23 protein-coding genes are annotated in these 24,168 nt (G+C 72.6%); 10 read left to right on the top strand and 13 right to left on the bottom strand.

Annotation, left to right across the window (positions count from 1 at the left end; genetic code table 11):
* From ASC77_RS17195 to ASC77_RS17175, 5 genes are all read right to left on the bottom strand, one after another.
* The gene (locus tag ASC77_RS17195) at positions 1-1,485 is read right to left on the bottom strand and encodes a DEAD/DEAH box helicase (RefSeq protein ID WP_235547764.1); all 1,485 of its coding nucleotides are present in this window, start codon (positions 1,483-1,485) and stop codon (positions 1-3) included.
* A 208-nt stretch (positions 1,486-1,693) separates the two neighbouring features.
* Positions 1,694-1,888, bottom strand: a complete 195-nt coding sequence (locus tag ASC77_RS17190) for a CsbD family protein (RefSeq protein WP_056155692.1) — start codon at positions 1,886-1,888, stop codon at positions 1,694-1,696.
* 46 nt (positions 1,889-1,934) lie between these two features.
* Positions 1,935-3,383, bottom strand: coding sequence for a flavin-containing monooxygenase (locus tag ASC77_RS17185; protein WP_056155687.1), 1,449 nt, complete (start codon positions 3,381-3,383; stop codon positions 1,935-1,937).
* A gap of 24 nt (positions 3,384-3,407) precedes the next feature.
* Complete coding sequence (locus ASC77_RS17180) at positions 3,408-4,142, bottom strand: glutamine amidotransferase (RefSeq protein ID WP_056155682.1); 735 nt, start codon at positions 4,140-4,142, stop codon at positions 3,408-3,410.
* A complete protein-coding gene (locus ASC77_RS17175) occupies positions 4,139-5,296 on the bottom strand; it encodes a CaiB/BaiF CoA transferase family protein (protein WP_056155679.1) in 1,158 nt (385 codons plus the stop codon). The genes ASC77_RS17180 and ASC77_RS17175 overlap by 4 nt, the downstream gene beginning before the upstream one ends.
* 233 nt (positions 5,297-5,529) lie before the next feature.
* Between ASC77_RS17175 and ASC77_RS17170 the strand changes: the two genes are divergently transcribed.
* Complete coding sequence (locus ASC77_RS17170; RefSeq protein WP_056155676.1) at positions 5,530-6,504, top strand: hypothetical protein; 975 nt, start codon at positions 5,530-5,532, stop codon at positions 6,502-6,504.
* A 38-nt stretch (positions 6,505-6,542) separates the two neighbouring features.
* Here ASC77_RS17170 and ASC77_RS17165 read toward each other — a convergent pair whose 3' ends face one another.
* The 4 genes from ASC77_RS17165 to ASC77_RS17150 are packed head-to-tail and all read right to left on the bottom strand — an operon-like array spanning position 6,543 to position 9,492.
* Positions 6,543-7,289 carry an amino acid ABC transporter ATP-binding protein gene (locus ASC77_RS17165; protein WP_056155673.1) on the bottom strand — a complete coding sequence of 249 codons (747 nt, stop codon included), beginning with the start codon at positions 7,287-7,289 and terminating at the stop codon, positions 6,543-6,545.
* Positions 7,286-8,134 (bottom strand): amino acid ABC transporter permease, encoded by an 849-nt coding sequence (locus ASC77_RS17160; RefSeq protein ID WP_235547762.1) that lies wholly within the window; start codon positions 8,132-8,134, stop codon positions 7,286-7,288. The genes ASC77_RS17165 and ASC77_RS17160 overlap by 4 nt, the downstream gene beginning before the upstream one ends.
* Complete coding sequence (locus ASC77_RS17155; RefSeq protein ID WP_056155667.1) at positions 8,131-9,015, bottom strand: ABC transporter substrate-binding protein; 885 nt, start codon at positions 9,013-9,015, stop codon at positions 8,131-8,133. The genes ASC77_RS17160 and ASC77_RS17155 overlap by 4 nt, the downstream gene beginning before the upstream one ends.
* 21 nt (positions 9,016-9,036) lie before the next feature.
* The gene (locus ASC77_RS17150; protein WP_056155662.1) at positions 9,037-9,492 is read right to left on the bottom strand and encodes a DUF4396 domain-containing protein; all 456 of its coding nucleotides are present in this window, start codon (positions 9,490-9,492) and stop codon (positions 9,037-9,039) included.
* A gap of 12 nt (positions 9,493-9,504) precedes the next feature.
* Between ASC77_RS17150 and ASC77_RS17145 the strand changes: the two genes are divergently transcribed.
* Positions 9,505-10,446 (top strand): M28 family metallopeptidase, encoded by a 942-nt coding sequence (locus tag ASC77_RS17145; protein ID WP_082574853.1) that lies wholly within the window; start codon positions 9,505-9,507, stop codon positions 10,444-10,446.
* Here ASC77_RS17145 and ASC77_RS17140 read toward each other — a convergent pair.
* Entirely contained in the window at positions 10,424-11,485 is a 1,062-nt protein-coding gene (locus ASC77_RS17140; protein WP_082574851.1) for a CapA family protein, read from the bottom strand. The genes ASC77_RS17145 and ASC77_RS17140 overlap by 23 nt on opposite strands.
* Positions 11,486-11,507: 22 nt before the next feature.
* On the opposite strand from ASC77_RS17140, the gene ASC77_RS17135 reads away from it, so the two are divergent.
* Together ASC77_RS17135 and ASC77_RS17130 are read left to right on the top strand one after the other, a co-directional pair.
* Entirely contained in the window at positions 11,508-12,665 is a 1,158-nt protein-coding gene (locus ASC77_RS17135) for a MalY/PatB family protein (RefSeq protein ID WP_056155657.1), read from the top strand.
* A gap of 13 nt (positions 12,666-12,678) precedes the next feature.
* Positions 12,679-14,796 carry an acyltransferase family protein gene (locus ASC77_RS17130; protein WP_056155655.1) on the top strand — a complete coding sequence of 706 codons (2,118 nt, stop codon included), beginning with the start codon at positions 12,679-12,681 and terminating at the stop codon, positions 14,794-14,796.
* A 15-nt stretch (positions 14,797-14,811) separates the two neighbouring features.
* On the opposite strand, the gene ASC77_RS17125 is transcribed toward ASC77_RS17130, so the two are convergent.
* Positions 14,812-16,173 (bottom strand): GH1 family beta-glucosidase, encoded by a 1,362-nt coding sequence (locus tag ASC77_RS17125; RefSeq protein ID WP_056155652.1) that lies wholly within the window; start codon positions 16,171-16,173, stop codon positions 14,812-14,814.
* Between the two features lie 16 nt (positions 16,174-16,189).
* Here ASC77_RS17125 and ASC77_RS17120 point away from each other — a divergent pair, with 16 nt between their 5' ends.
* Positions 16,190-16,855, top strand: coding sequence for a pirin family protein (locus ASC77_RS17120; RefSeq protein ID WP_056155650.1), 666 nt, complete (start codon positions 16,190-16,192; stop codon positions 16,853-16,855).
* On the opposite strand, the gene ASC77_RS17115 is transcribed toward ASC77_RS17120, so the two are convergent.
* Positions 16,845-17,765, bottom strand: a complete 921-nt coding sequence (locus ASC77_RS17115) for a diacylglycerol/lipid kinase family protein (protein WP_056155647.1) — start codon at positions 17,763-17,765, stop codon at positions 16,845-16,847. The genes ASC77_RS17120 and ASC77_RS17115 overlap by 11 nt on opposite strands.
* Positions 17,762-19,342, bottom strand: a complete 1,581-nt coding sequence (locus ASC77_RS17110; protein WP_056155645.1) for an FAD-binding oxidoreductase — start codon at positions 19,340-19,342, stop codon at positions 17,762-17,764. Before ASC77_RS17110 ends, ASC77_RS17115 begins: the two co-directional genes overlap by 4 nt.
* A 17-nt stretch (positions 19,343-19,359) precedes the next feature.
* Here ASC77_RS17110 and ASC77_RS17105 point away from each other — a divergent pair, with 17 nt between their 5' ends.
* From ASC77_RS17105 to ASC77_RS17085, 5 genes are all read left to right on the top strand, one after another.
* A complete protein-coding gene (locus ASC77_RS17105; RefSeq protein ID WP_056155642.1) occupies positions 19,360-19,977 on the top strand; it encodes a TetR/AcrR family transcriptional regulator in 618 nt (205 codons plus the stop codon).
* Complete coding sequence (locus tag ASC77_RS17100) at positions 19,974-21,512, top strand: glycerol-3-phosphate dehydrogenase/oxidase (RefSeq protein ID WP_056155639.1); 1,539 nt, start codon at positions 19,974-19,976, stop codon at positions 21,510-21,512. The genes ASC77_RS17105 and ASC77_RS17100 overlap by 4 nt, the downstream gene beginning before the upstream one ends.
* Before the next feature lie 22 nt (positions 21,513-21,534).
* Entirely contained in the window at positions 21,535-22,518 is a 984-nt protein-coding gene (locus tag ASC77_RS17095) for a sigma-70 family RNA polymerase sigma factor (RefSeq protein WP_056155637.1), read from the top strand.
* Positions 22,515-23,063: a TIGR03086 family metal-binding protein gene (locus ASC77_RS17090; RefSeq protein ID WP_056155632.1), complete on the top strand. Its 549-nt coding sequence runs from the start codon at positions 22,515-22,517 to the stop codon at positions 23,061-23,063. The genes ASC77_RS17095 and ASC77_RS17090 overlap by 4 nt, the downstream gene beginning before the upstream one ends.
* 66 nt (positions 23,064-23,129) lie before the next feature.
* The gene (locus ASC77_RS17085) at positions 23,130-24,152 is read left to right on the top strand and encodes a helix-turn-helix domain-containing protein (protein WP_056155629.1); all 1,023 of its coding nucleotides are present in this window, start codon (positions 23,130-23,132) and stop codon (positions 24,150-24,152) included.
* Positions 24,153-24,168 lie beyond the last annotated feature (16 nt).

Here is a 24,168-nt window from a genome sequence, read left to right as displayed (position 1 = left end):
TCAGCGCCGGCCGGAGCTGAACGACGAGGCGCTGTGGCGGGACTGGCCGCCACCGGCGGACGGCGTCGAGGTGGTGTAGGTGCGACCCGCACCGCCACCGGACCGGCCGGAGCCCGACGACTTCGACTGACCGCCGGCCTTGCGCTGGCCGCCGGCCTTGGGCTGGCCGCCGGAGCGGCTCTGGCCGCCCGAGCGTCCGCCGCCGCCGGAGCGACGACCGCCGCCGCCACCGCCGCCGCGTCGTCCGCCGCCACCGCCGCCGCCGGAGCGGTTGCCGCCGTCGGCCGGCGTCTCGACGACGAGGCCGCCGGGACGCGAGCGCTCGCCCGGGGCGAGCTCGGCCAGCAGCGGGTGGCCCGCGCCGTTGATCTTGGTGGTGGTCGGCTTGATGCCGGCCGCCCGCGTCAGGTCGCGGACGTCGCGCACCTGCTCGTCGGTCATCAGCGTGATGACGGTGCCCTTGGCACCGGCGCGCGCCGTACGGCCCGAGCGGTGCAGGTAGGCCTTGTGCTCGACCGGCGGGTCGGCGTGCACGACCAGCGAGACGTCGTCGACGTGGATGCCGCGCGCCGCGATGTCGGTCGCGACCAGGGTGGTGGCCTTGCCGGAGTGGAAGGCCTCCATGTTGCGGGTGCGGGCGTTCTGGCTGAGGTTGCCGTGCAGCTCGACCGTGGGGACGCCGTTGCTGTTGAGCTGGCGGGTCAGGGCCTTCGCACCGTGCTTGGTGCGGGTGAAGACGACCGTGCGGCCAGGAGCGCTGACCAGGTCGGTGAGCACGGAGACGCGGTGCTCGCGGGCCAGGTGCAGGACGTGGTGGTCCATCGTCGCGACCGGCGACTGCGCCGAGTCGGCCTGGTGGGTGACCGGGTTCTGCAGGAAGCGCTTGACCAGGACGTCGATCGCCTTGTCGAGCGTGGCCGAGAAGAGCAGGCGCTGCCCGGAGCGGGGCGTCTGGTCCATGATCCGGCGCACGCCGGGCAGGAAGCCGAGGTCGGCCATGTGGTCGGCCTCGTCCAGGATCGTGATCTCGACCTGGCTCAGGTCGACGTGACCCTGGCCCATCAGGTCCTCCAGCCGGCCGGGGCAGGCGAGGACGATGTCGATGCCCTTGCGCAGGCCCTGGACCTGCGGGTTCTGGCCCACTCCGCCGAAGACGGTCTGGGTGCTGAGGCCGGCGGTCCGGGCCAGCGGCTTGAGGGCCTCGTTGATCTGGTTCACGAGCTCGCGCGTCGGGGCCATGATCAGCGCGCGCGGCTTGCGCGACTGCGCCGTACGACCGGACGCCGAGAGGCGGGCGACCAGCGGCAGCAGGAACGCGTACGTCTTGCCGGAGCCGGTGCGGCCGCGGCCGAGCACGTCGCGACCCGCGAGCGAGTCGGGCAGCGTGGCGGCCTGGATGGGAGTCGGGGAGGTGATGCCGAGGTCCGCGAGGACGGTGGCAAGGGAGGCGGGGACACCGAGGTCGGTGAAGCCCGCAGCAGACACTGCGTTAGACAAGAGAAGATCACTCACTGTTGGCGTGTCTCGCCAAGCTGAACCCGCCGATGGGCGGGAGCGGAGAAGCTGCCTCACGAGGTGAGGGGCTCGGTCCTCGAAGGGACCGGCCGAAGCCCGAGGCAAGACTGAACGGGCTGCTTCCACAAGCGTAGACGGTGCAGCCCGTCAGACCTGCATCGGCACTGTGTGCCGTTGCTTACTTCGTCAGGCCGTCCTTGAGGTCGTGGGCGGCGTCCTTGACCTTCTCGCCGGCGTCCTTGACCTTCGCCGAACCCTGGTCGGCCTTGCCCTCGGCCTCGAGCTGCTCGTTGCCGGTGGCCTTGCCCGCCGACTCCTTGCCCTGGCCCTTGAGGTCCTCGACCTTGTTCTCAGCCTTGTCCTTCAGACCCATCTCTGCCTCCTCGGTAGTGGTACCCGCCAGGTAGCCGCTCGGGAGGTCAGGCAAACGTCAGGACGCCGTCGTCGATGTCGTCGCGCCGGATCCTGCGGACGTCGGTGAGGTAGTTCTGCTTGAGCTGCCACGGCGACCGGTCGCCCTGCTTGGGCAGCTCGTCGAGCGCGCGCAGCACGTAGCCGGCCGAGAAGTCCATCAGCGGCCGCTCGCCGACGGTCGGGTCCGGTCGCGGCGTGGCCACCCGCAGCCCGTTGCGGTCGAGGTGGTCGAGCAGCCGGCAGACGTAGTCCGACACCAGGTCGGCCTTGAGCGTCCACGACGCGTTGGTGTAGCCGATGGTGAACGCGAAGTTCGGGATGCCACTGAGCATCATCGCCTTGTAGGCCATGGTCTCCGGGAGCTTCACGGGTCGGCCGTCCACCTCCATCGGCGCGTTGAGGGCGAGCAGCTTCAGCCCGGTCGCGGTCACGATGATGTCGGCCGCGAGCTCCTCCCCCGAGGTGAGCCGGATGCCCTTCTCGGTGAACGTCTCGATGGTGTCGGTGACGACGGTGGCCTGGCCCTTGCGGAACGCCCGGAAGAGGTCGCCGTCGGGCACCAGGCACAGGCGCTGGTCCCACGGGTCGTACGTCGGCTTGAAGTGCACGTCGACGTCGATCTCGGGCGGCAGCTGCTTGATCGTGTTCTTGCGGACGAAGCCCCGCAGCGCGTCCGGCCGTTTGCGGCTGAGCTGGTAGAGGCCGACCGAGACGAGGATGTTCTTCCACCGCAGCACGGGGTAGCGCAGCCTCTCGGGCAGCCGGGCCAACCGGGCGGCCAGCGGGTCGCGACCGGGGATCGACACGATGTACGTCGGCGAGCGCTGCAGCATCGTCACGTGGCCCGCGCCGCCCGCGACCATCGCCGGCACCAGCGTCACGGCGGTCGCACCCGATCCGATCACGACGACCTTCCTGCCCGCGTAGTCGAGGTCCTCGGGCCAGTGCTGGGGGTGGATCACCTGCCCCGCGAACTCCTCGACACCCGGGAACTCGGGCGTGTAGCCCTGCTCGTAGTCGTAGTAGCCGCCGCAGTTCCACAGGAAGCTCGCGGTCAGGTTGACCTCGCCGTCGGGCGTCTCGGCGCGCACGGTCCACAGCGCCGCGGCGGAGTCCCAGCTCGCCCCGACCACCCGGTGGCGGTAGCGGATCAGCCGGTCCACGCCGTACTCGCTCGCGACCTGGCGGAGGTAGTCGAGGATGGCGTCGCCGTCGGCGAGCGCGCGCTCGTTGCGCCACGGGCGCCAGCGGTAGCCGAACGTGTACATGTCGGAGTCGGAGCGGATGCCGGGGTAGCGGAAGAGGTCCCACGTCCCGCCGCTGACCTCGCGGCTCTCGAGCACGGCGACGGACCGCCCGGGCTGGCGCTCGCGCAGCTGGCACGCGGCTCCGATGCCGGACAGCCCGGCGCCGATGATCAGGACGTCGACATGCTCGACGGGGTGCTCGGTCATGCCCGCGACTCTACTGAATATCTGTCAACAGGCATAGAGCTCGACGAACCGGGACAGCAGCCGGGTCGGGTGCTCGACGTGGCTGGCCCGGGCCATCGCCATCACGGCCTCGGCCTCCTCGGGCGGGTCGAAGTACCCGTGGTGGCGGTAGATGTCGATGCGCAGGACCAGTCCGTCGATGTCGAGCTCGGGGTGGAACTGCGTGGCGTAGACGTTGCGCCCGATCCGGAAGGCGTGCACGGGGCACTCGGCGCTGGAGGCCAGCAGCACCGCGCCCTCGGGCAGCACGGTGACGGCCTCCTTGTGGCCGAGGAAGGCCTGGAACGTCGGCGGCATCGCGCCCAGCAGCGGGTCCTCCCTCCCCGCGTCGGTCAGGGTGATCTCGCGGGCGGAGATGGGCTCGCCGTACGTGCGGTCGACGACGCCGCCGCGGAGGGTCCCGAGCACCCCGATGCCGTAGCAGGCGCCGAGGAACGGCGTGTCCGCCGCGACCGCCCGTGTCGCCAGCGCGTGCAGCTCGGCCTCGGCGCGACGCTGGGCCGGGCTCTTGGTCTCCTCGGGGTCGCTCTTGTTGTAGGGCCCACCGCCGAGGATCACGCCGGACCAGTCGTCGAGGTCGACGGGGCCGAGCTCGTCGCGCTCGAGGCGCACCCGGCGTACGTCGCGCTCGTCGAGACCCGAGCAGCGGAGCACCGCGGCGTACTCGCTGTCCGCCGCCGCGTCCTCGGCGCGGGTGCCGATGAAGAGGAAGGGCTTCACGTCTGGACGGCGACGCCGCTCTCGATCAGGGAGTCGACGTCGGCGATCCCCCAGGCGGTCAGCGCCTCACGGGTGTGCTCGCCGGCCGCCTTGCTCGGTGGCAGCGTCAGGGTCGGCTCGGTCCGGGAGAAGCGGGGTGCCGGCACCGGCTGGGTCATCCCGTCCTTCTCGACGAACGTGCCGCGGGCCACGAGGTGCGGGTGCTGCACCGCCTCGGTGAAGGGGATGATGCCGGCGACGCACGCGTCGGTCCCCTCGAACAGCTCGACCCACTCGGCCTGCGTCCTGCTCTTGAACGTGTCGGTGAAGATCGCGCGCATCTCGTCGTACCGCTGCGGCTCGCCCTGGCCCGGGCAGGTGTCCTTGACGCCGAGGAGGGTGACGAGGGTGTCGAAGAACTGCGGCTCGAGCGACCCGACGCTCAGGTGCTTGCCGTCCGAGGTCTCGTAGATGTCGTAGAAGGGGACGCCGCCGTCGAGCAGGTTGGCGGCGCGCTCCTCGCGGTAGCCGCCGCTGGCGAGGAACGCCGCGGACATCGCGTTGAGGTGGGCGGTGCCGTCGACGATGGCGGCGTCGATGACCTGCCCCTGGCCACTGACCTTCGCCTCGAGGAGGGCGGCGAGGATGCCGATGACGAGGTACGTCGAGCCGCCGCCGAAGTCGCCGACCAGGTTGCTCGGGAAGTGCGGACGGCTCTTGTCCTGGCCCATCATGTGCAGCGCGCCGGTGATGGCGATGTAGTTCATGTCGTGGCCGGCGGCCTGCGCCAGCGGCCCGTCCTGGCCCCAGCCGGTCATCCGGCCGTAGACGACCCGGGGGTTGACAGCCAGGCAGTCGTCGGGGCCGAGGCCGAGGCGCTCGGTCACGCCCGGCCGCATGCCCTCGATGACGACGTCGGCCTCCTTCACGAGCTCGAGCACCGTTGCCACGGCTGCCGGGTCCTTGAGGTTGAGGGCGACGCTCGGGCGGCCGCGGTTGAGCAGCATCGTCGCGCCGCCCGCCAGCGCCTGACCGCCCGGTCGCTCGACGCGGATCACGTCGGCCCCGAGGTCGGCCAGGATCATGCACGCGTGCGGCCCCGGCCCGATGCCCGCGATCTCCACGACCTTCACGCCCTTGAGCGGCCCGGTGCCCTGCCCCAGCTCGTACGTCATGTCCCGCATCATGACAGAAGTGGTGTCACGGTCACGGGCTGGTCGGCGTCGCGGGGCGGCGCGGGGCGGCGGTGAGCTAGCAACCTTCTCGTCCGGCGTCCGTCGCCGAAACGGTTGCCTGCTCACCGCTGCCCGCGCCCACCAGGCGTCCACAGTGATCCCGCCCAGCCGGCTTCTCCACAGCGTCGCCGCCACCCGGCGCGCGGACCGTGGTATTCGCCTGCACTCCATGCATGCACCAGATCCCCTCCGGACTCCGAGACGGTCCCTTCACCCGAGCCGACGCCCGCCACGCCGGCGTGACCTCGCGGATGCTCCAGGGACGACGGTTCGTGCGACTCCACCAGGGCGTGTGGCGCACCGCCGACCACGAGATGAGCGAGGAGGATTGGATCGCCGCCGCGCGCCTCGCGCTGCCGACCTCCGCCCACCTCACCGGCATCACCAGGCTCCAGCAGCTCGGCCTCGACTTCGGGCCGCGTCGCCCGTTGCGGTTCGTCGTCCAGGGTGACCTGCACCTGGACCTCGACGGCGTGTTCCTGCACCGCACCAAGCAGCTGCCCCCGACCGACACCGTCGGCGTGACGGTCGCCGCGGCGTACCTCTCCTACTGCGCCCACAGCCGCGTCCTGGACGCCATCAAGGTCGGAGACTGGCTGCTCCGGCACGGCCACACGACGATCGACGAGATCCGCACCCTGGCCCTCTCGGGCCTGTGGCGGCACGGCGCCGACGAGGCTGTCTGGATGCTCGACCACCTCGACGGCCGGTCGCGATCGCTGATGGAGAGCGAGCTCCGGCCGCTCCTCACCTTCGCCGGACTCGCCCCACCTGAGGTCAACGTCGCGATCGACGTGGGCGAGAACGTCGAGGTGATCGGAGACCTGGTCTACCGGGAGTGGCGGACCGTGGTGGAGTACGAGGGCAGCCAGCACCAGGTGGACCGCTCCCAGTACAGCTCCGACCTCGACCGCTACGCCCTGATGCGCGCTGCCGACGTCCGCTACGTCCAGGTCACCAAGGAGCGGATCGCCCGGCCGAAGACGCTGGTGGGCGAGGTGTTCCGCACGTTGCTCGCAGCCGGGTACGACGGTCCGCCGCCCCGGTTCGACCGTGACTGGCCATTCCTCTTCCGGTCCGTGTCGACGGCCGTCGGTCCGCGGCGGGATCGCATTCACCGCTCGGCACCCCGGGGAGCGGTGGGCTAGCAACCGTTTCGCCTCGGGATCGGGTCGAGAAAGGTTGCCTACTCACCGCTGCCCGGCAGCACCCGGCGCAGGAACTCCCGGGTCCGTTCCTCGCGGGGCGCGGAGAAGATCTCGGACGGCGGGCCCTGCTCGAGGATCCGGCCGCGATCGAGGAAGCAGACGGACGTGGCGACGTCGCGGGCGAAGGCCATCTCGTGGGTGGCGATCACCATCGTCATGCCCGCCTCGGCCTCCGCGCGCACGATCTCGAGGACCTCGCCGACCAGCTCGGGGTCCAGGGCAGCGGTGATCTCGTCCAGCAGGAGCAGGGTCGGGCTCGTGCAGAGCGCGCGGACCAGCGCGGCCCGCTGCTGCTGGCCGCCCGAGAGCCGGTCGGGGTGCTTGCCGGCGTGGTCGGCGAGGCCGAACTTCTCGAGCAGCTCCCGCGCCCGCGCCTCGGCGTCGGCGCGACGTACGCCGTGCACCTTCCGCGGCGCGAGCGTGCAGTTGTCGAGCACGGACAGGTGCGGGAAGAGGTTGTAGGCCTGGAAGACCATCCCGAGCCGCGACCGCACCGCACGGGCGTCGACGCGCGGGTCGGAGATCTCGCGGCCCTCGAAGGTGATGACGCCGTCGTCGATGTCCTCGAGCAGGTTGAGGCAGCGCAGCAGCGTCGACTTGCCGGAGCCCGAGGCGCCGATCAGGCAGATGACGTCGTGCTTCTCGATCGACAGCGACACGTCGTCCAGGACGACGCGGTCGCCGTAGGACTTGCGCAGGCCGGCGACCGACAGCAGGGCGCTCACAGCGCACCCGCCAGCTCGCGCCGGCGCATCCGCGCGGTCAGCCAGTCGCACAGCCGCGCGAGCGGCACGGTCATCACGATGAAGAAGCAGGCGACGACGACGTACGGCGTGTAGTTGAAGTTGTAGTTCGTGTAGTCACGTGCCACGAAGACCGCCTCGAAGACGCCGGCCGACGACGCGAGGGCGGTGTCCTTCTGCAGGGAGACGAAGTCGTTGAGCAGCGGGGGTACGACGCGGCGCACTCCCTGCGGGACGACGACGTGCCGCAGCGTCTGGCCGCGGGAGAGGCCGAGCGCCTGGGCGCTCGCCCACTGCGACGGGTGCACGGACTCGATGCCCGACCGGAACACCTCGGCGACGTACGCGCTGTAGGAGATGACGAGCGCGACCGTCGCCCACACGAAGGGGCTGTTGGTGACGCCCTGGAGCTGCAGGCTCGGGACGCCGAACGCCAGCAGCACGACGAGGAGGATGGTCGGGATGCCGCGGACGATGTCGGTGTAGAGGACGGCGAGCAGGCGCAGCGGAGTCAGCCAGGGCGATCGGCTGACCCGCGCCATCGCCAGCAGCATCGCCACGACGAGGATGCACACCTCGGCGATCAGGAACATCTTGATGTTGAGCCAGATCGCGTCCAGGAGGTCCGGGAAGACCTCCTTCGCGTGGTGCGGGTCGAAGAACGTCTGCTGCATGGTCGGCCAGCCCGGCGAGCTGACCAGTCCGAGGACCAGGCCGCCGATGACGACGACCGTCATCGCCGACGCGACGAGCTGCGACCTGCTGCGCAGCCGGCGCCTGACCCTCCTCCGCTCGAGCTCGTGCGGGCTCGGTGACCACTCGCTCACTGGAGGACGGGAACGTCCACGACGTCGGAGAGCCACTGCTGCTCGAGCTGGTCGATCGTGCCGTCCTCACGCAGCGCGGCCAGGGCCTGGTTGACGCAGGGGGTGAGCTCGCTGCCCTTCTCGAAGAGCATGCCGAACTCCTCCTGCTGCCCGGTCTCCGGCTGGAACTGGCCGACGATCGTGCTCTTCGGGATCTCCACCGCCGAGATGTAGAAGGCGGTCGGCAGGTCGGCGAGGATCGCGTCGACCTGGTCGTTCTGGAGCGCCTGCTTCGCGGCGTTGGTGTCGTCGAAGACGGCCGGGTCGGCGTCGGGCTTGATCACGTCGCGGATCGCGGTCAGCGACGTCGTGCCGGTCTGGGCGCCGAGGCGCAGGTCCTTGAGGTCGTCGAGGCTGGTGGCCTCCGCGCCCTTGGTGCCCTCGAGGGCGATGACCGCCTGCGCGGCCGAGTAGTAGCCGTCGGAGAAGTCGACGACCTTCGCCCGCTCCGGGGTGATCGAGATCTGGTTGATGTCGAAGTCGAAGTCCTTCGGGCCCGGGGCGTAGGACTTGTTGAAGGGGACCGTCACCCACTTCACCTGGTCCTTGCTGAAGCCCAGCTGCTCCGCCACCGCGAACGCGACCGCCGACTCGTAGCCCTTGCCGTTGGCCGGGTCGTTGTCGACGAACCAGGGCTCGTACGCCGGGGAGTCGGTGCCGATCGTCAGCTGGCCGGGCGTCTTCAGGGCGAGCGCGTCGGTGGCGCAGGCGTCCGCGCTGGCGCTGTCCGAGGCGGCCGGATCGCTGGCGGTGGACTCACCGTCGGACTCCGGGGCGCACGCGGCGGCGACGAGGACGAGGGGCAGGACGGCCACGGCGGCCAGGGAACGTCGTACACGCATGGGAGAAGCGTAGAGCCGCGCTCAGGGGTGGTGGTGCTCGTCGTGCATCTGGTGGACCACCGCGTGACCCAGCCCACGCCCGATCATCCAGTGGTTGACGGGGACCGTGACGACGAAGGCGACGGCCAGACCGGCCGCGAGCGACACCCAGAACAGCGCGTCCGACAGCGTCGCGTCGAGGGCTCCGGGGATGGCGAGCATGAACCCGTTGTCCACGATCTCCATCACCAGGATCGAGACGGTGTCGGCCGCGAGCGCGAGCCGTACGGCGTTGCGCACGTCGACGCCGGCGCGACGCTGGCCGTTGAACGTCAGCAGGTAGCCGAAGAAGAAGGCCAGCACGATCGAGAGGGCGATGCTGCCGGCGTTGTGCCATCCCCACCAGGTCGCCAGCACCATGCCCAGCACCTCGCCGATGGCGCAGCCGGTCAGGCAGTGCCGGGTGGCGGTGATCGCCATCCGCCAGGAGCTGTCCATACGATCGAGCGTATGCGGATCGTCGCGGCCGCGCTCGCGGCTGTCCTCCTCACGACCGGCTGCACCAACGAGCCGAGCGCCGACCCGCCCGCGCCCGAGACGACAACCCCGGCGCCGTCGACGACCACCCCCACGGCGACGCCCGCTCCGCGACCGCCGCCCGAGTTCGACCAGGACCGGGCGATGCGCACGGTCCGTCACCTGGCCGGCGAGATCGGCCCCCGCCTCGCGACCGGGCCGGCGTTCCGCGAGGCGGCCGCGTACGTCGAGGAACGGTTCACCGCACAGGGCTACGCCGTGCGCCGTCAGTCGTTCCGGGTCCCCGCAGGCGACTCGTGGGGGGTCCCGGCCGGGGCCGGCCGATCGGCCAACCTGGTGGCCACCGGTCCGGGCTTCGACCCGACGGCGCCGTACGTCGTCGTCGGCGCCCACCTCGACACCGTCGCCGTCGCGCCGGGCGCCGAGGACAACGCCTCCGGCGTCGCCGTGCTGCTCGAGCTCGCGCGGGTGCTCGACGGCCATCCGCAGGCGGTGCTGGTCGCGTTCGGCGGCGAGGAGCCGCGCGGGCCGGGCGACCTGCACCACTTCGGGTCGAAGGCGTACGTCGCGCGCCTCGGCGAGGAGGGGATCAACCTGCGTGCCATGGTCGCGCTGGACCGGGTCGGCGTCGGCAGCATCGTCCCGCTCTCCTCGGTCGCGGGCACCCCGGCCGCGCTGCGCGACCGGCTCGCCGCCGTCGCCGACGAGATCGACGTCCCGACCGTCGTCGAGCACGACTCCGCGAGCGACCACGAATCGTTCGCCGACGCGGGCTTCCTGGCAGCCCGGGTCGGGAGCACGCCGTACGCCGGCTACCACTCGGCGCAGGACGTCCCGGCCGTCGTGGAGCGCGCCCAGCTCGGCCGGGTCGGCAGGCTCCTCACCACCTGGATCAGGGGAGCGCTGCGGAGCTGAACGAGCGGAACGGCCGCAGGATGCTCGCCGCGTCGGCCCGCGCCACGACGCGCGGCGCGAAGTCGGCGCCCATCCGGTAGGGCACGAACTCGACCTTCGCCAGCCGGTCCCCGCGGAAGGTCGCCTCGAGCACGAGGCCTTCCATCGTCTCCGGCATGAAGTCCATGTCGAAGACGAAGTTGCCCAGCGAGTGGACGACCAGAGCGTCCCCGATCCGCTCGGCGCCCTGCACCCAGTGCGGGTGGCCGCCGACGACGAGGTCGGCACCCGCGGTCACGAGCTCGCGGGCGACCTGGCGCTGGACCGGCTCGGGACGGTGGGTGTACTGCGTGCCCCAGTGCGGCATCACCACCACGACATCGACCTCAGCGCGCAGGCGGCGTACGTCGGCCAGCACGCGGTCGAGCTCGGCGCGGTCCAGCGGGCCCGTGCGCGGCGGCATGCTCACCGACACCGCGCCCGGTCGACCCGGCCCCGCCTCGGGCGTCTCCCCGATCGCGTTGAAGCCCAGGAACCCGAAGCGGATCCCGTGCCGCTCCACCACCGCCGGCTGCCGTGCCTGCGCCAGGTCGCGGCCGGCACCGAACGTCGCGAGCCCGCCGGCGCGGAGCAGGTCGACCGTGCGGACCAGCGACGCGTCACCGAAGTCGCCGGTGTGGTTGTTGGCGAGGCTGAGCGCGTCGAAGCCGGCAGCCCGCAGCTCGGCGCGCACGGACGGCAGCGCGGAGAACGAGTCCGTGACCGGGTCCTGCTGCGGCGGTCCGAGCCGCGCGAGCGTGCTCTCGAGATTGCCGACCGTGATGTCGGCGGCGGCGAGCCGCTCGGCCATCGGCGCCAACGCCGTACGCCCGGTCACGCCGCGCCCGAGCATGATGTCGCCGACGATCGTGAGCGTCGTCCTCGGTGGCCGCTCGGCGGGCCTCGTCTCGGTGACCCAGGGCGGCGGGCTCGGCTCGGGCTGGCTGCGGGGCGGCTCGTCATCGGTGCACCCCGACAGCAGCAGCACCGCCACCACCCCACACGCCGCCAGAGCCCGCATGGCTCAACGGTAGGTTGCGACGGTGATCCGCGATCTCACCGACGCCGAGGCCCGGGCCGCGCTGCCGCTCAAGTGGGAGCTGCCGGACGTGGTGCCCGCGTGGGTCGCCGAGATGGACTACGCCCAGGCCGAGCCGATCACCGAGGCGCTCGTCGACGCCGTACGACGGGGCGCGCTGGGCTACCCGCCGCACGGCGACGACCTCGGCGCGGCGTTCTCGGGCTTCGCCGCGCGGCACTGGGGCTGGGACGTCCCGGCCGAGGCCTCGGTCGCGACCGGCGGCGTGGTCAGCGGCATTCGCCTGGCGCTCGAGGTGCTCTGCCCGCCGGGGCCGGTCGTGGTGCCGATGCCCTGCTACCCGCCGTTCCGGCACGCGGTCGAGGTCACCGGCCGCGAGGTGGTGCCGATCGAGCTCGACCCCGAGTCCGACGACGCGAGCCTCGACCTGTGCGCCGTCTCCCGGGCGTTCGCCCGGGGCGCCCGCACGCTGCTGCTCTGCAACCCGCACAACCCGCTCGGCCACGTGCCGTCCCGGGCCGAGCTCGCCGGGCTGGCGGCGCTCGCCCGCGAGTACGACGCCCGGGTGATCACCGACGAGATCCACGCGCCGCTGGTGCTGGCCCCGCTCGGTGCAGAGGAGCGGACGTTCACGCCGTACCTCAGCCTCGACGACCGCGCGGTCCTGGTCACCAGCCCGTCGAAGGCGTTCAACATGCCGGCCACCCACGGCGCGCAGCTGGTCGTGCTCGACCCGGCCGACCGCGCCCGGCTGGCAGCCGCGCCGATCCCCGCCCAGAACACCTGGTCCAGCCTGGGCATCGTCGCGGGCACCGTCGCCTGGCGCGACTGCGACGACTGGCTCGCGGCGCTGGTCGAGCGCCTGACCCAGCAGCGCACCCTGCTCGCCGAGCTGCTCGCCGACCGGCTGCCGAAGGCCCGGATGCGACCGCTCGAGGCGACGTACCTCGCCTGGCTCGACCTGCGGGCCTACGGCGTCGACGACCCGGCCGAGGCCGCGCTCGCTCACGGCGTCCGGCTGGCGCCCGGGCAGGACTACCAGCCGGGGCTGACCGGGCACGTGCGCCTCAACCTCGCGACCAGTCCCGAGCGTCTGGAGCGCGTCGTCGAGGGGCTGCGGGCGGCGCTCGACGATGGCGGGCAGGGGACGCCGCGCGGGTAGTGTTCCCGGCGCGATGAACAGCGAGAACACGGTCCGGCGCGGGTTCCGGCCGGAGATCCAGGGGCTGCGCGCGGTCGCCGTCCTGCTGGTGATCGCCTACCACCTCTACCCCAACCGGGTCCCGGGCGGCTACGTCGGGGTCGACGTCTTCTTCGTGCTCTCGGGCTTCCTGATCACCTCCCACCTCTTCCGCGAGGCCGACTCCACCTCGCAGCTCTCGCTGGTGCGGTTCTGGGGACGCCGGATCCGGCGGCTGCTGCCCGCCTCGCTGCTGGTGCTCGCCGTCAGCCTGGTGCTGACCTGGGTGTGGGTGCCCCAGTCGATGTGGGACCAGACCCTGCGCCAGATCGGCGCCAGCGCGCTCTACGTGGAGAACTGGGCGCTGGCCGCCGAGGCCGTCGACTACTCCGCGATCGGCAACGAGCCGACGCTCGTGCAGCACTACTGGTCGCTCTCGGTGGAGGAGCAGTTCTACCTGGTCTGGCCGCTCCTCGTCGTCGCCGCCCTCCTGTTCGTACGCCGTCGCGGCGGCGCGCTCCGGCCGGTGCTCACCGGCGGGTTCGGCGCGGTCGTGCTGGCGTCCTTCGCGTACTCCGTCGTCATCACCTCCCACGACACCGCGCGCGCCTACTTCGTGACCCCGACCCGCGCCTGGGAGTTCGGCATCGGCGCGCTGGTCGGCCTGCTCGGCGCCTCGGCCGACCCGTGGCTCCGGCAGCGGGAGCCGCTCCGGGTGCTGCTGGGCTGGGCCGGCCTGGCGGCCGTCGTGTGGGCCGGCTTCGCGCTCTCCGACGCCACGGCCTTCCCCGGCTGGATCGCGGCCGTGCCCGTGCTCGGCACGGCGGCGGTGATCGTGGCCGGCACCAGCACCGCACCGACCGCCGTCTCCCGCCCGCTGGCGTGGCGACCCGCGACCTTCATCGGCGACATCTCGTACGCCATGTACCTGTGGCACTGGCCGCTGATCGTCGTGCTGCCCTTCATCACCGGTGTCGACCTGCGCACCCGCGACAAGGTCGGGATCTTCGTGGCCACGGTGGTCGTCTCGTGGGCCTGCACCCGCTGGGTCGAGGACCCGGTGCGCACGCACCGCGCGCTCTCGGACGTCCCGTGGCGCGCCTACGCGCTGGGTGCGGCCGGGATGGTCGTGGTGGTCGCCGGGGCCGGGCTGCTCCAAGTCGATCTCAACCGGGACGTGGCGGCGGCGCAGGCGGCCAGCGACCAGGTCGTCGAGCAGGCGCTGGCCGGCGACGCCCCGTGCATCGGGCCCTCGACGCTCGACCCGCGCAACCGATCGTCGTGCGGGACTGTCGGCGGCGAGGGCGACCCGGTCCAGGACCCCGCCGCCGTGGTCGAGCAGAACGACGTGCTCGCGTTCCCCGACTGCATGTCGATGCCGACCGTCGTTCCCGTGCACACCTGCGACCTCGGCACCACCGAGGACCCGAAGCGCACCATCGCGGTGGCGGGCGACTCGCACTCGACGCACTGGTTCCCGACGTTCGACCGGATCGGCCGCGACCGCGGCTGGCGGGTGCGCACCTTCACCCGGTCCGGCTGCCCGTTGACCGACGCCACCGCCGTCCGCAAGGACTGGCCCGAGCACCGCTACGAGCTGTGCCGCGACGGCAACGACGAGGTCGAGCGCCGGATCCTCGCCGACCCCGACATCGACACCGTCTTCGTGTCCGCCGACTCCTCGACCTACCAGTGGGACCAGGGGCCGGACACCGACTTCGCCGACCCGGCGACCGACGGCTTCCACGCGGTGTGGCAGCGACTCGTCGACGCGGGCAAGCAGGTCGTGGTGATCCACGACGTCCCCGAGACCAAGGGCAGCAAGAACTCGCCCAACTGCGTCGCCGCGCACCTCGACGACCCGGAGGCCTGCGCGAGCCCCCGCGACGACGCGCTGGTCCCCGACGTCCAGGCCGACGCGGTCGCCACCGCCGGGCCCGGCGTGCGCCTGATCACGATGACGGACCAGTTCTGCGACGACGCGCTCTGCTACGCCGTGATCGGCCGGGTCATCGTCTACCGCGACTTCGCGCACATCTCCGAGGAGTACGCGACGCTGATGGCGCCCTACCTCTCCCGCGCCTTCGACGCGGTCGACGAGCCGCTCGACTGACCGGTCGGTGGGGCCTCAGCCCAACGACTTCGTCTGCGCCGCGATCATCTCGGCGAACCAGTCGAACGACCGCTTCGGCGTGCGCTTCAACGTGTCGTAGTCGACGTGCACGAGGCCGAAGCGCTGGGTGAATCCCTCGGACCACTCGAAGTTGTCCATCAGCGACCACGTGTAGTAGCCGCGTACGTCGACGCCGCGCTGCACCGCGGTCGCGACCGCGCGCAGGTGGGCGTCCAGGTAGTCGATGCGCTGCTGGTCGTCGACGACCCCGGCCTCGTCGGGCCCCATGTTGTAGGCGCAGCCGGACTCGGTGATGTAGATCGGGGGCAGCGCGGCCCGGAAGCGGGCCCGGAGCAGGATCAGCCACTCGCGCAGCGCGTCGGGCACGATCGGCCACCCGAAGTCGGTGACCGGATAGCCGAGCAGCTCGCGGAACTCGAAGGGCATCTCCGAGTCCTCGCCGGCGGCGCCGATCTTGAACGGGTTGTAGTAGTTGACGCCGTAGAAGTCGAGGGGCTGCCGGATCGTCGCCATGTCGCCCTCGCGGACGATGTCCTCGAAGAGCGGGGCCAGGTCGGCCGGGTAGCGGCCGAGCAGCATCGGCTCGCTGAACATGCCGTTCCACAGGGCGTCGAAGAGCTTGGTCGCGCCCACGTCGGCCGCGTCGTCGCTGGCCGGCCACATGGGGGCGTGGTTGTTGGCGCACCCGATGCTCGTCGCCCCGGCGGCGCGCAGCGCCATCGCCGCGCGACCGTGGCCGAGCAGCAGGTGGTGGGCCACCGGCATCGAGTCGAACATCAGCTCACGACCCGGCGCGTGCATGCCGGTCGCGTAGCCCATCATCATCACGACGTTGGGCTCGTTGACCGGAATCCAGTGCTCCACCCGGTCCGCGAACCTCTCGCCGAGGATCGCGGCGTACTCGGCGAACCGGTCGACCGTCGCGCGGTTGAGCCAGCCGCCGTCGTCCTCGAGCGCCTGCGGCAGGTCCCAGTGGTAGAGCGTCACCATGGGCTGCACGTCGTTGGCCAGCAGCTCGTCGATCAGCCGGTCGTAGAAGGCCAGGCCCTTCGCGTTCGCCGGCCCGGAGCCGGTCGGCTGGACGCGCGGCCACGACACCGACAGCCGGTAGCCGCCGACGCCGAGACGCTTCATCAGGGCCACGTCCTCGGCGTACCGGTGGAAGTGGTCGCACGCGACGGCGCCCGTCGAACCGTCCAGGATCCGGCCCGGCTGAGCACTGAACGTGTCCCAGATGCTGGGGCCCTTGCCGTCCTCGGTCGCAGCGCCCTCGATCTGGTACGACGCGGTGCTGGTCCCGAATCGGAAGCCGGGTGGGAGCTGAGGAAGACCCGAGGTCGGGCGTGGGTCGGGCACGGGCACAATGATGCCTGTGAGCGTCGAGATCCGCCGTGGAACGGCTCGCTTCCTCACCCGGGGTGAGGGACATATCACCCGACACTCGTTCTCGTTCGGGCCGCACTACGACCCCGACAACGTCGGCTTCGGCCGGCTGGTCTGCCACGACGACCACCTGCTCGGGCCCGGGCGCGGCTTCGAGGACCACCCGCACCGCGACGTCGACATCGTGACCTGGGTGCTCACCGGCGCGCTGCAGCACTCCGACTCGGAGGGGCACACGGGCGTCGTCCGGCCCGGCGAGGTGCAGGTGCTCTCCGCCGGCTCCGGCGTCACCCACGCGGAGGTCGCCGGACCCGACGGCCCGACCCGGTTCGTCCAGGCCTGGCTGACCCCCGACGTCCTCGGCGTCGAGCCGGCGTACGCCGTCACGCCCGTCGACCCGGTCCCCGGCGAGCTGACCGAGGTCGCCCGGATCGGCGACGCGACCTTCCGGGTCGCGCGGTTGGCAGCGGGCGACACGGTCACCCTGCCGGACGAGCCGCTCCTGCACGTCTACGTCGCCAGCGGCGCTCTCGTCCGCTCCTCGATGGCCGAGCCGCTCTCGGAGGGCGACGCCTTCCGGATGCGCGACGAGCGCGAGCACGCGGTCACCGCCGCGGTGCCGACCGATCTGCTGGTGTGGTCCTTCAGCAGATGATCCCCAGCGCTCCGGGGCTGACCTCGACCACGGCGGGCGCGGAGCCCAGGGCGGGCAGGGGGCCGAGCGGCTCCCCGTCTCCGCCGACGGGGATCGGCTTCCGGGCACTGCCGGTGATCTCGACGCGCCGGCCCGACAGCACCGTCACCTCGTCGAGGTCGACGTGCGCGCCGTCGTACACCTTCGGCAGCGAGCGCATCAGGGCCAGCCGCGAGGCGGCCTCGATCACGACCACGTCGAGGACGCCGTCCTCGACGGAGGCGGGCGGGGCGATCTGCATGCCCTTGCCGTAGTAGGCCGAGTTCGCGACCACGACCGTCGCGGCGTCGTACTCCCGCGCCTCGCCGTCGACCACGACCCGGTAGTGGCCGGGACGGTAGCTCGCCAGGGCGCGCAGCGCGGCGTAGGGGTACTGGAGCGAGCGCGGCAGCCAGGTGGCCCGGTCGACGATCTCGGCGGCGCGGGCGTCGACGCCGGCGTAGACCGACCCGGCGACCATCCGCCGCTCGCCCAGGCCGGTGACGGACAGCAGGTCGATCCGGCGTACGTCGGCCTCGAGCAGCATCCGGGCCTGCTCCTCAGGGTCCTCGGGCACCCCGAGCATGCGGGCGAAGTCGTTGCCCCGGCCGGCAGGGACCACCCCGAAGGTCGCGCCGCGGCCGGCGACCAGCCCGGCGAGGGAGGAGAGCATGCCGTCGCCGCCGACCGACACGACGACGTCGCCGCGGTCGACGGCCTCGTCGACCAGGCGCGCCATGGCCTGGGGCCCGGGTGAGTACGTGACGTCGACGACCGCCCCGGCCTCGCGGAGCGCGCGGGCGACCGGCACGACGGCACCGGGGGCGGCCCCGCCGCCGGAGGTCGGGTTGACCAGGAAGCTGAAGGCTCTGCCGTTCTCCAAGGAGCTCACGGGATCAGCACCCCCGGGTTGAGGATGCCGGTGGGGTCGAGGTCCGCCTTGACCGCGCGCAGCACCGAGACGCCCAGCGGCCCGATCTCCTGCGCCAGCCACGGCTTGTGGTCGGTGCCCACCGCGTGGTGGTGGGTGATCGTCGCCCCCGCGGCGATCATCGCGTCGCTGGCGGCGACCTTGGCCCGGGCCCACTGGGGCAGCGGGTCCTCGGCCTCCTTCGCGGCGACGGTGAAGTAGAGCGAGCACCCCGTCTCGTACACGTGCGAGATGTGGCAGAGCACGATCGACGGGTCGCCCAGCGCGGCGCTCAGCGCGGCCTTCACGTCGGCGTACAGCCGGTCCACGTTGGACCAGAACGTCGCGGTCTCCAGGGTCTCGACGAGCACGCCGGCGTCCAGCATCGAGTCGCGGAGGTACGGCGCGTCGAAGCGTCCGTGCGACCACTTCTCGCCGGCCGCCTCACCGACCGGGTCGCCCCCGAGCCCGGCCAGCACCGTGGTCACGGCTGCACGCTTGGCCGCGACCGCGTCGGGCGTGCCCTCGAAGCCGGTGATCATCAGGCACCCGGCGGCGCCCTCGCCACCGATCGCGCCCGGGTCGGCCAGGTTGATCGCGGTCTCGGCCTCGTCGGAGAGGCGGATCACGGTGGGCAGCAGGCCGGCCTGGGCGAGGGTGCGCATGGCCGCGGCACCCTCGGCGAACGACGTCCAGCGCCAGCCCTCGTAGACCTTGACCTCGGGCAGGGCACGGACCCGGACGGTGACGGCGGTGATCACGCCGAAGGCGCCCTCGGAGCCGAGGAACAGCTGGCGCAGGTCGGGGCCGGCCGCGTTGGCCGGCGCACTGCCCAGGTCGACCCGGCCACGCGGGGTGGCGACGGTGAGCCCGACGACGAGCGCGTCGAAGCGGCCGTAGCCGGCACTCGACTGGCCGCTGGAGCGGGTCGCGGCGAAGCCGCCGATGGAGGCGTACTCCCACGACTGCGGGTAGTGGCCGAGCGTCACGCCCTCGGCCGCGAGCAGTGCCTCCGCCTCGGGGCCGCGCAGGCCGGGCTCGAGGGTCGCGGTCATGGAGAGGTGGTCCACCGAGACGAGTCGCTTCATCCGCACCAGGTCGAGGCTCAGCACGCCGGTGAACCCGTCGCGGGCGGCGACGAGGCCACCGGTGACCGACGTACCGCCGCCGAAGGGCACCACCGCGAGGTGGTGCTCGACTGCGAGGGCGAGAACGGCGGCGACCTCGTCGTGGGTGCCGGGCCGGACGACGGCGTCCGGCGCGTCAGTGAGGTCGCCGGTCCGGGCCTTGACCAGGTCGGGCGTCGACTTGCCGCGGGTGCGGAGCCGACGGGTGTCGTCGTCGGTGCGCACCTGCTCCGCGCCCAGCAGGGCGACGAGGGCGGCCAGCACGACGGGGTCGATCGCCGGCGGGGCCAGGGGCGCCTCGCGCACGGCCGGTCGGTCGTCGAGGCCGAAGACCATCTCGACCAGGCCACGGGTCTCGGCCGGCAGCGCCTGGGCGCGGGCCGGGTCTCCCCAGCGGGACGGGTGCATCTCGGTGCTCGGGTGGGACGCCATGCGTTACACTGTGACACATGACGTCACTTCGTCACAACACCGAACCAGGGCCGGACGATCGGGAGAGCCTCTACCTCGACGCCGCCCGCGACTGCATCCTCGACGTCGGGTGGCGGCGTACGACGCTCACCGAGGTCGCGCGTCGCGCCGGCGTCTCCCGGATGACGATCTACCGGACCTGGGCCGACATGCCCCAGCTCCTCTCGGACCTGATGACCCGCGAGTGGGGCACGGTCGTGGCCGACGCCCTCGCCGACGCCCAGACCACGAACGGTCCGGACACCCCGACCGTCGAGCGGCTGGTCGGCGACATCGTCGGCACCGTGCGGCGGCTGCGCGAGAACGAGCTCTTCATCCGCATCGTCGACCTGGACCCGGAGCTGATCCTCCCCTACCTCTTCTCCCGGCGCGGCCGCTCGCAGGAGGCGATCCTCGAGCTCACCGTCGCCGCGCTGCGCGACGCGCAGGCCGCCGGCGACGTGCGTGACGGCAACCCCGAGCTGATGGCCCGCGCGATGCTGCTGGCCGCCCACGGGTTCGTGCTGTCCGCCCACACGATGGTCGACGACGTGGTCTCGCTCGACGACCTCGACTCCGAGCTCCGGCGAGCGCTGACCCGAGGACTGCTGCCATGACCGCCACCCGGATCACCCCCGGCCTGGCGGGCGCCCCCACCGACGTGGACGTCGTGGTCATCGGGCTCGGCATCACCGGCGTCGGCGTCGCCCTCGACGCCGTCACCCGCGGCCTGTCCGTGCTCGCGGTGGACGCCCACGACCTCGCGTTCGGTACGTCGCGCTGGTCCTCCAAGCTGGTCCACGGCGGCCTGCGCTACCTGGCGAAGCTCCAGTTCGGCGTGGCCCACGAGAGCGCCGTCGAGCGCGGCATCCTGATGGACGTCACCGCGCCGCACCTCACCCACGCCCTGTCGATGGTGATCCCGCTCGGCTCGGTCACGACCCGGCGCATCGCGGTGCTGACCGGGGCCGGGCTGCTCGGGGGCGACGTGCTGCGACGCGCGGCCGGCACCTCCTCCTCGACCCTCCCGCGGCCACGACGCATCTCCGCGGTCGAGGCGCTGCAGCTCGCCCCGCTCCGGACCGCCGGGCTCCGCGGCGCGATGGTGACCTGGGACGGCCAGCTCGAGGACGATGCACGACTGGTCACCAACGTCGCGCGCACCGCTGCGTCGTACGGCGCCCACGTGCGCACCCGCGCCCGCGTCCTCAGCGCCTCGGGCACCCAGGTCGAGCTCCGCGACGAGCTGACGGGGACCACCAGAACCGTGACCGCGCGGACGGTCATCAACGCCGCCGGCGTGTGGGCGGGCGACCTGGTCCCCGAGGTCACCCTGCGCCCCAGCCGCGGCACCCACCTGGTCCTGCGCGGGTCGAGCATCCCCGGCCTGCGGACCTCGGTCTTCGCACCGATCCCGGGCACGACCGGCCGGTTCATCAACGTGCTGCCCCAGCCGGACGGCACGATCTACATCGGCCTCACCGACGAGCCCGTCGACGGCGACATCCCCGACGTGCCCGAGCCGTCCGAGCCCGAGATCGGCTTCCTGCTCGACGTTGCGTCCGCGGCGTTCGAGCGGCCGCTGCACCGCAGCGACGTCATCGGGGCGTACGCCGGGCTCCGGCCGCTGCTGTCGTCCGGCGACGGATCCGGCACGACGTCCGACCTGTCGCGCCGGCACGCCGTGCTCACCAGCGCCACCGGCGTGATCACGATCGTCGGCGGCAAGCTCACGACGTACCGGCGGATGGCCGAGGACGCGGTCGACGCCGCGGTCACCCACGCCGGCCTGCGGGCCGGGCCGTGCCGCACCGCGGAGCTCCCGCTGCTCGGGGCGGCGCCGCGACCGCGGCTCGCCGAGCTCGAGGAGCCGGCCCGTCTGGTGCGCCGCTTCGGCACCGACGCCCGGCTGGTCCTCGACAACGCCCGCGCCGTCAGCGGGCTCGGTGACGACGAGCTCCTGGCGCCGATCGCCGAGGGGGTCCCGGTGACGCTGGCCGAGCTGATCTTCGGGGTCACCCACGAGGGCGCGGCGGACGTCGACGACCTGCTCGACCGGCGCACCCGGGTCGGCCTGATCCCCGCCGACCGGGCGCTCGCCGTACCCGCCGCGGAGCGAGCGATGAGTTTGGCGGTCGACGCCGGTCGGTAGTGCCATGCAGACTGGACCGGTCATGGCGACACTCGAACCCACCACCGAGCTCGACGACTTCCCGACGCTGACGCAGCGCTACCAGCGCGAGCTGCTCGCGCACTGCTACCGGATGTCCGGGTCCGTGCACGAGGCGGAGGACCTCGTGCAGGAGACGTTCCTGCGCGCCTGGCGGGCCTCCGCCAGCTTCGAGGGCCGCTCCTCGGTGCGCACCTGGCTCTACCGGATCGCCACCAACGTCTGCCTGACCAACCTCGAGAACCGGCCGCGGCGACCGCTGCCCGCCGGGCTGGGCACCCCGGACGCGATCGCCGGCGACGCGCTCGAGCTCGACCACGAGGTCACCTGGCTCGAGCCGGTGCCGGACGCCGCGGTGCAGGTGGCCGAGCGCGACACCATCCGACTCGCGTTCGTGGCCGCCCTCCAGCACCTCCCGGCCCGGCAGCGGGCGGTGCTGATCCTGCGCGACGTGCTGCGCTGGTCGGCCGCGGAGGTCGCCGAGGCGCTCGACACCTCGACCGCCGCGGTCAACTCCGCCCTCCAGCGCGCGCACGCCCAGCTCGCGGAGCGCGGCCTGACCGCCGACACCGTCGAGCCCGACCTGACCGCCGCGCAGCAGCAGCTGCTCGAGCGGTACGTCGACGCGTTCTGGCGCAAGGACGTCGACTCGATCGTCGGGATGCTGACCGCCGAGGCGACGTGGGACATGCCGCCGTTCACGAGCTGGTACCGCGGCCGCGCCAACATCGGCTGGCTGATCGGCAACGAGTGCCCCGGCGGCGCCCGCGACATGCCGATGATCGCGACGACCGCCAACGGCCAGCCGGCGTACGGCCTCTACATGCGGACGCCGCAGGGCGACTTCACGCCGTTCCAGCTCCAGGTCCTCGACCTCGACGGCGACCAGGTCCGGCACGTGACGGCGTTCTTCGACCTCTCGCTCTTCGACACCTTCGGGCTGCCGGCCCGACTGCCCGCCGACTACACGGTGTCCGGCACGTCGTGACGACGACCCTCCCCGCCTCGGTCGAGCTGCTCGGCCGGGCGCTCGACTACACCCGGGCCCGTCTCGGCGGCGTCCGGGGCGGTGTGCTCGACCGCGCGACGCCGTGCGCCGGCTGGCGGCTGGACGACCTGCTCGTGCACATGGAGGACTCGCTCGACGCGTTCACCGAGGCGGCCGGGGGCCGCGTCGAGGTCCACCTGACCCACACGACCGAGGGCCGGATCGCGGCCATCGAGGAGAAGGCGTGTGCGCTGCTCGGGGTCTGGAGCCGGCCGGCCCCCGGCGACGTGCTCGTCGGCGGCCTGGACCTCACCAGCGCGGTCCTGGTGGCCACCGCCGCCCTCGAGATCACCGTCCACGGGTGGGACGTGGGGCGGGCGACCGAGCCCGTGCCCATCCCCTCAGACCTGGCCCTCGCCCTGCTCGCCGTCGCCCACCTGACAGTGTCCGAGGCCGACCGCGGGATCCGGTTCGCACCCGCCCTGATGGTCCCCGACGAGGCGCCCGCCGACGTCCGGCTGCTGGCCTTCCTGGGTCGGGCCTGACTGGTCCTGCGCAAAGTTTCCTGCGTTTCCCCTCGCCGATGAGCGCCTGTTCCTACGCTCAGCACCATGCCGTCCCCCCAGGTCAGCTCCGGCTCTGACGTCGCCAAGCGTGGTGCGATCGTCGATGCCCGCGAGTTGCTGGACCGCGGGCTCCTCAACTCGCGGGCGGGCGCCATCGGCGCTGCGCTCCAGTACCTCACCCAAGCGGGTGAGGCCGCCGAGGGCGAGCTCGACGACACGCAGCGCGCTGCGCTGCTCTCGACCACCCTCGACTGCCGGCTCGCGCGGGGCGAGCTGGCCGAGGCCCGCGCCGTCGGCGAGCGGCTCGGCCTCTACCTCGAACGCCCCGGCCTCGCCGGGGCGACCGCCCACTACGGTCGCGGCGAGCTGTGTGCGGCCGTCAACGAGATCGACCTCGCGGCGGCACACTTCACGCGGATCCCGCGCCTGCTCGACGCCACCACGGACATCCCGGACCTGATCCCGTGGCGCACGGCGGCGGCCCTCGCCGCCGTACGGCTCGGCCATCGCGTCGAGGGGACCGCGCTCGCCCGCGACCACCTCACCCTGGCCGGCAAGACCGGCGCGCCGTACCCGATCGCGCTCGGCCTGCGCACCCTCGCGACCGTCGACGCGCACACCGACCGGGGCTCGCTGCTGCGCCAGGCCCTCGACGAGCTCGACGGCGTGGAGGCCGCGCGGCTGAAGGCCCAGATCGAGACCGACCTCGCGGGCCTCCTCCTGCTCGGTGGCGGTCCGGGCGACGCCGCCGAGGGGCTGGCGCTGCTCCGCGGCGCGGAGACGTACGCCGGCAACGAGAACCTCTGGCCGCTCCTCGGCCGGGTCCGACGACTCCTCGGCCGGATGGGCGAGGACCCGCAGCCGGTGCTCGGCGAGACGCTGGCGTCGCTGACCGCGGCCGAGCAGCGCGTCGCCCGCCTGGCCGCCACCGGGCTGACCAACCGCGAGATCGCCGACCAGCTCGTCGTCACCGTCAAGGCGGTCGAGTGGCACCTGTCGCACGTCTACCGCAAGCTCGGCATCCACTCCCGCGGCGCACTCTCCTCCGCGCTCGGTCCCGGCGTCTGACGGCACCTGACGCCAC

The organism is Nocardioides sp. Root1257 (assembly GCF_001425175.1).
Classification (GTDB): domain Bacteria; phylum Actinomycetota; class Actinomycetes; order Propionibacteriales; family Nocardioidaceae; genus Nocardioides.
The sequence above is the reverse complement of the archived record's forward strand: the minus strand, read 5'-3'. Positions and strand labels throughout refer to the sequence as shown.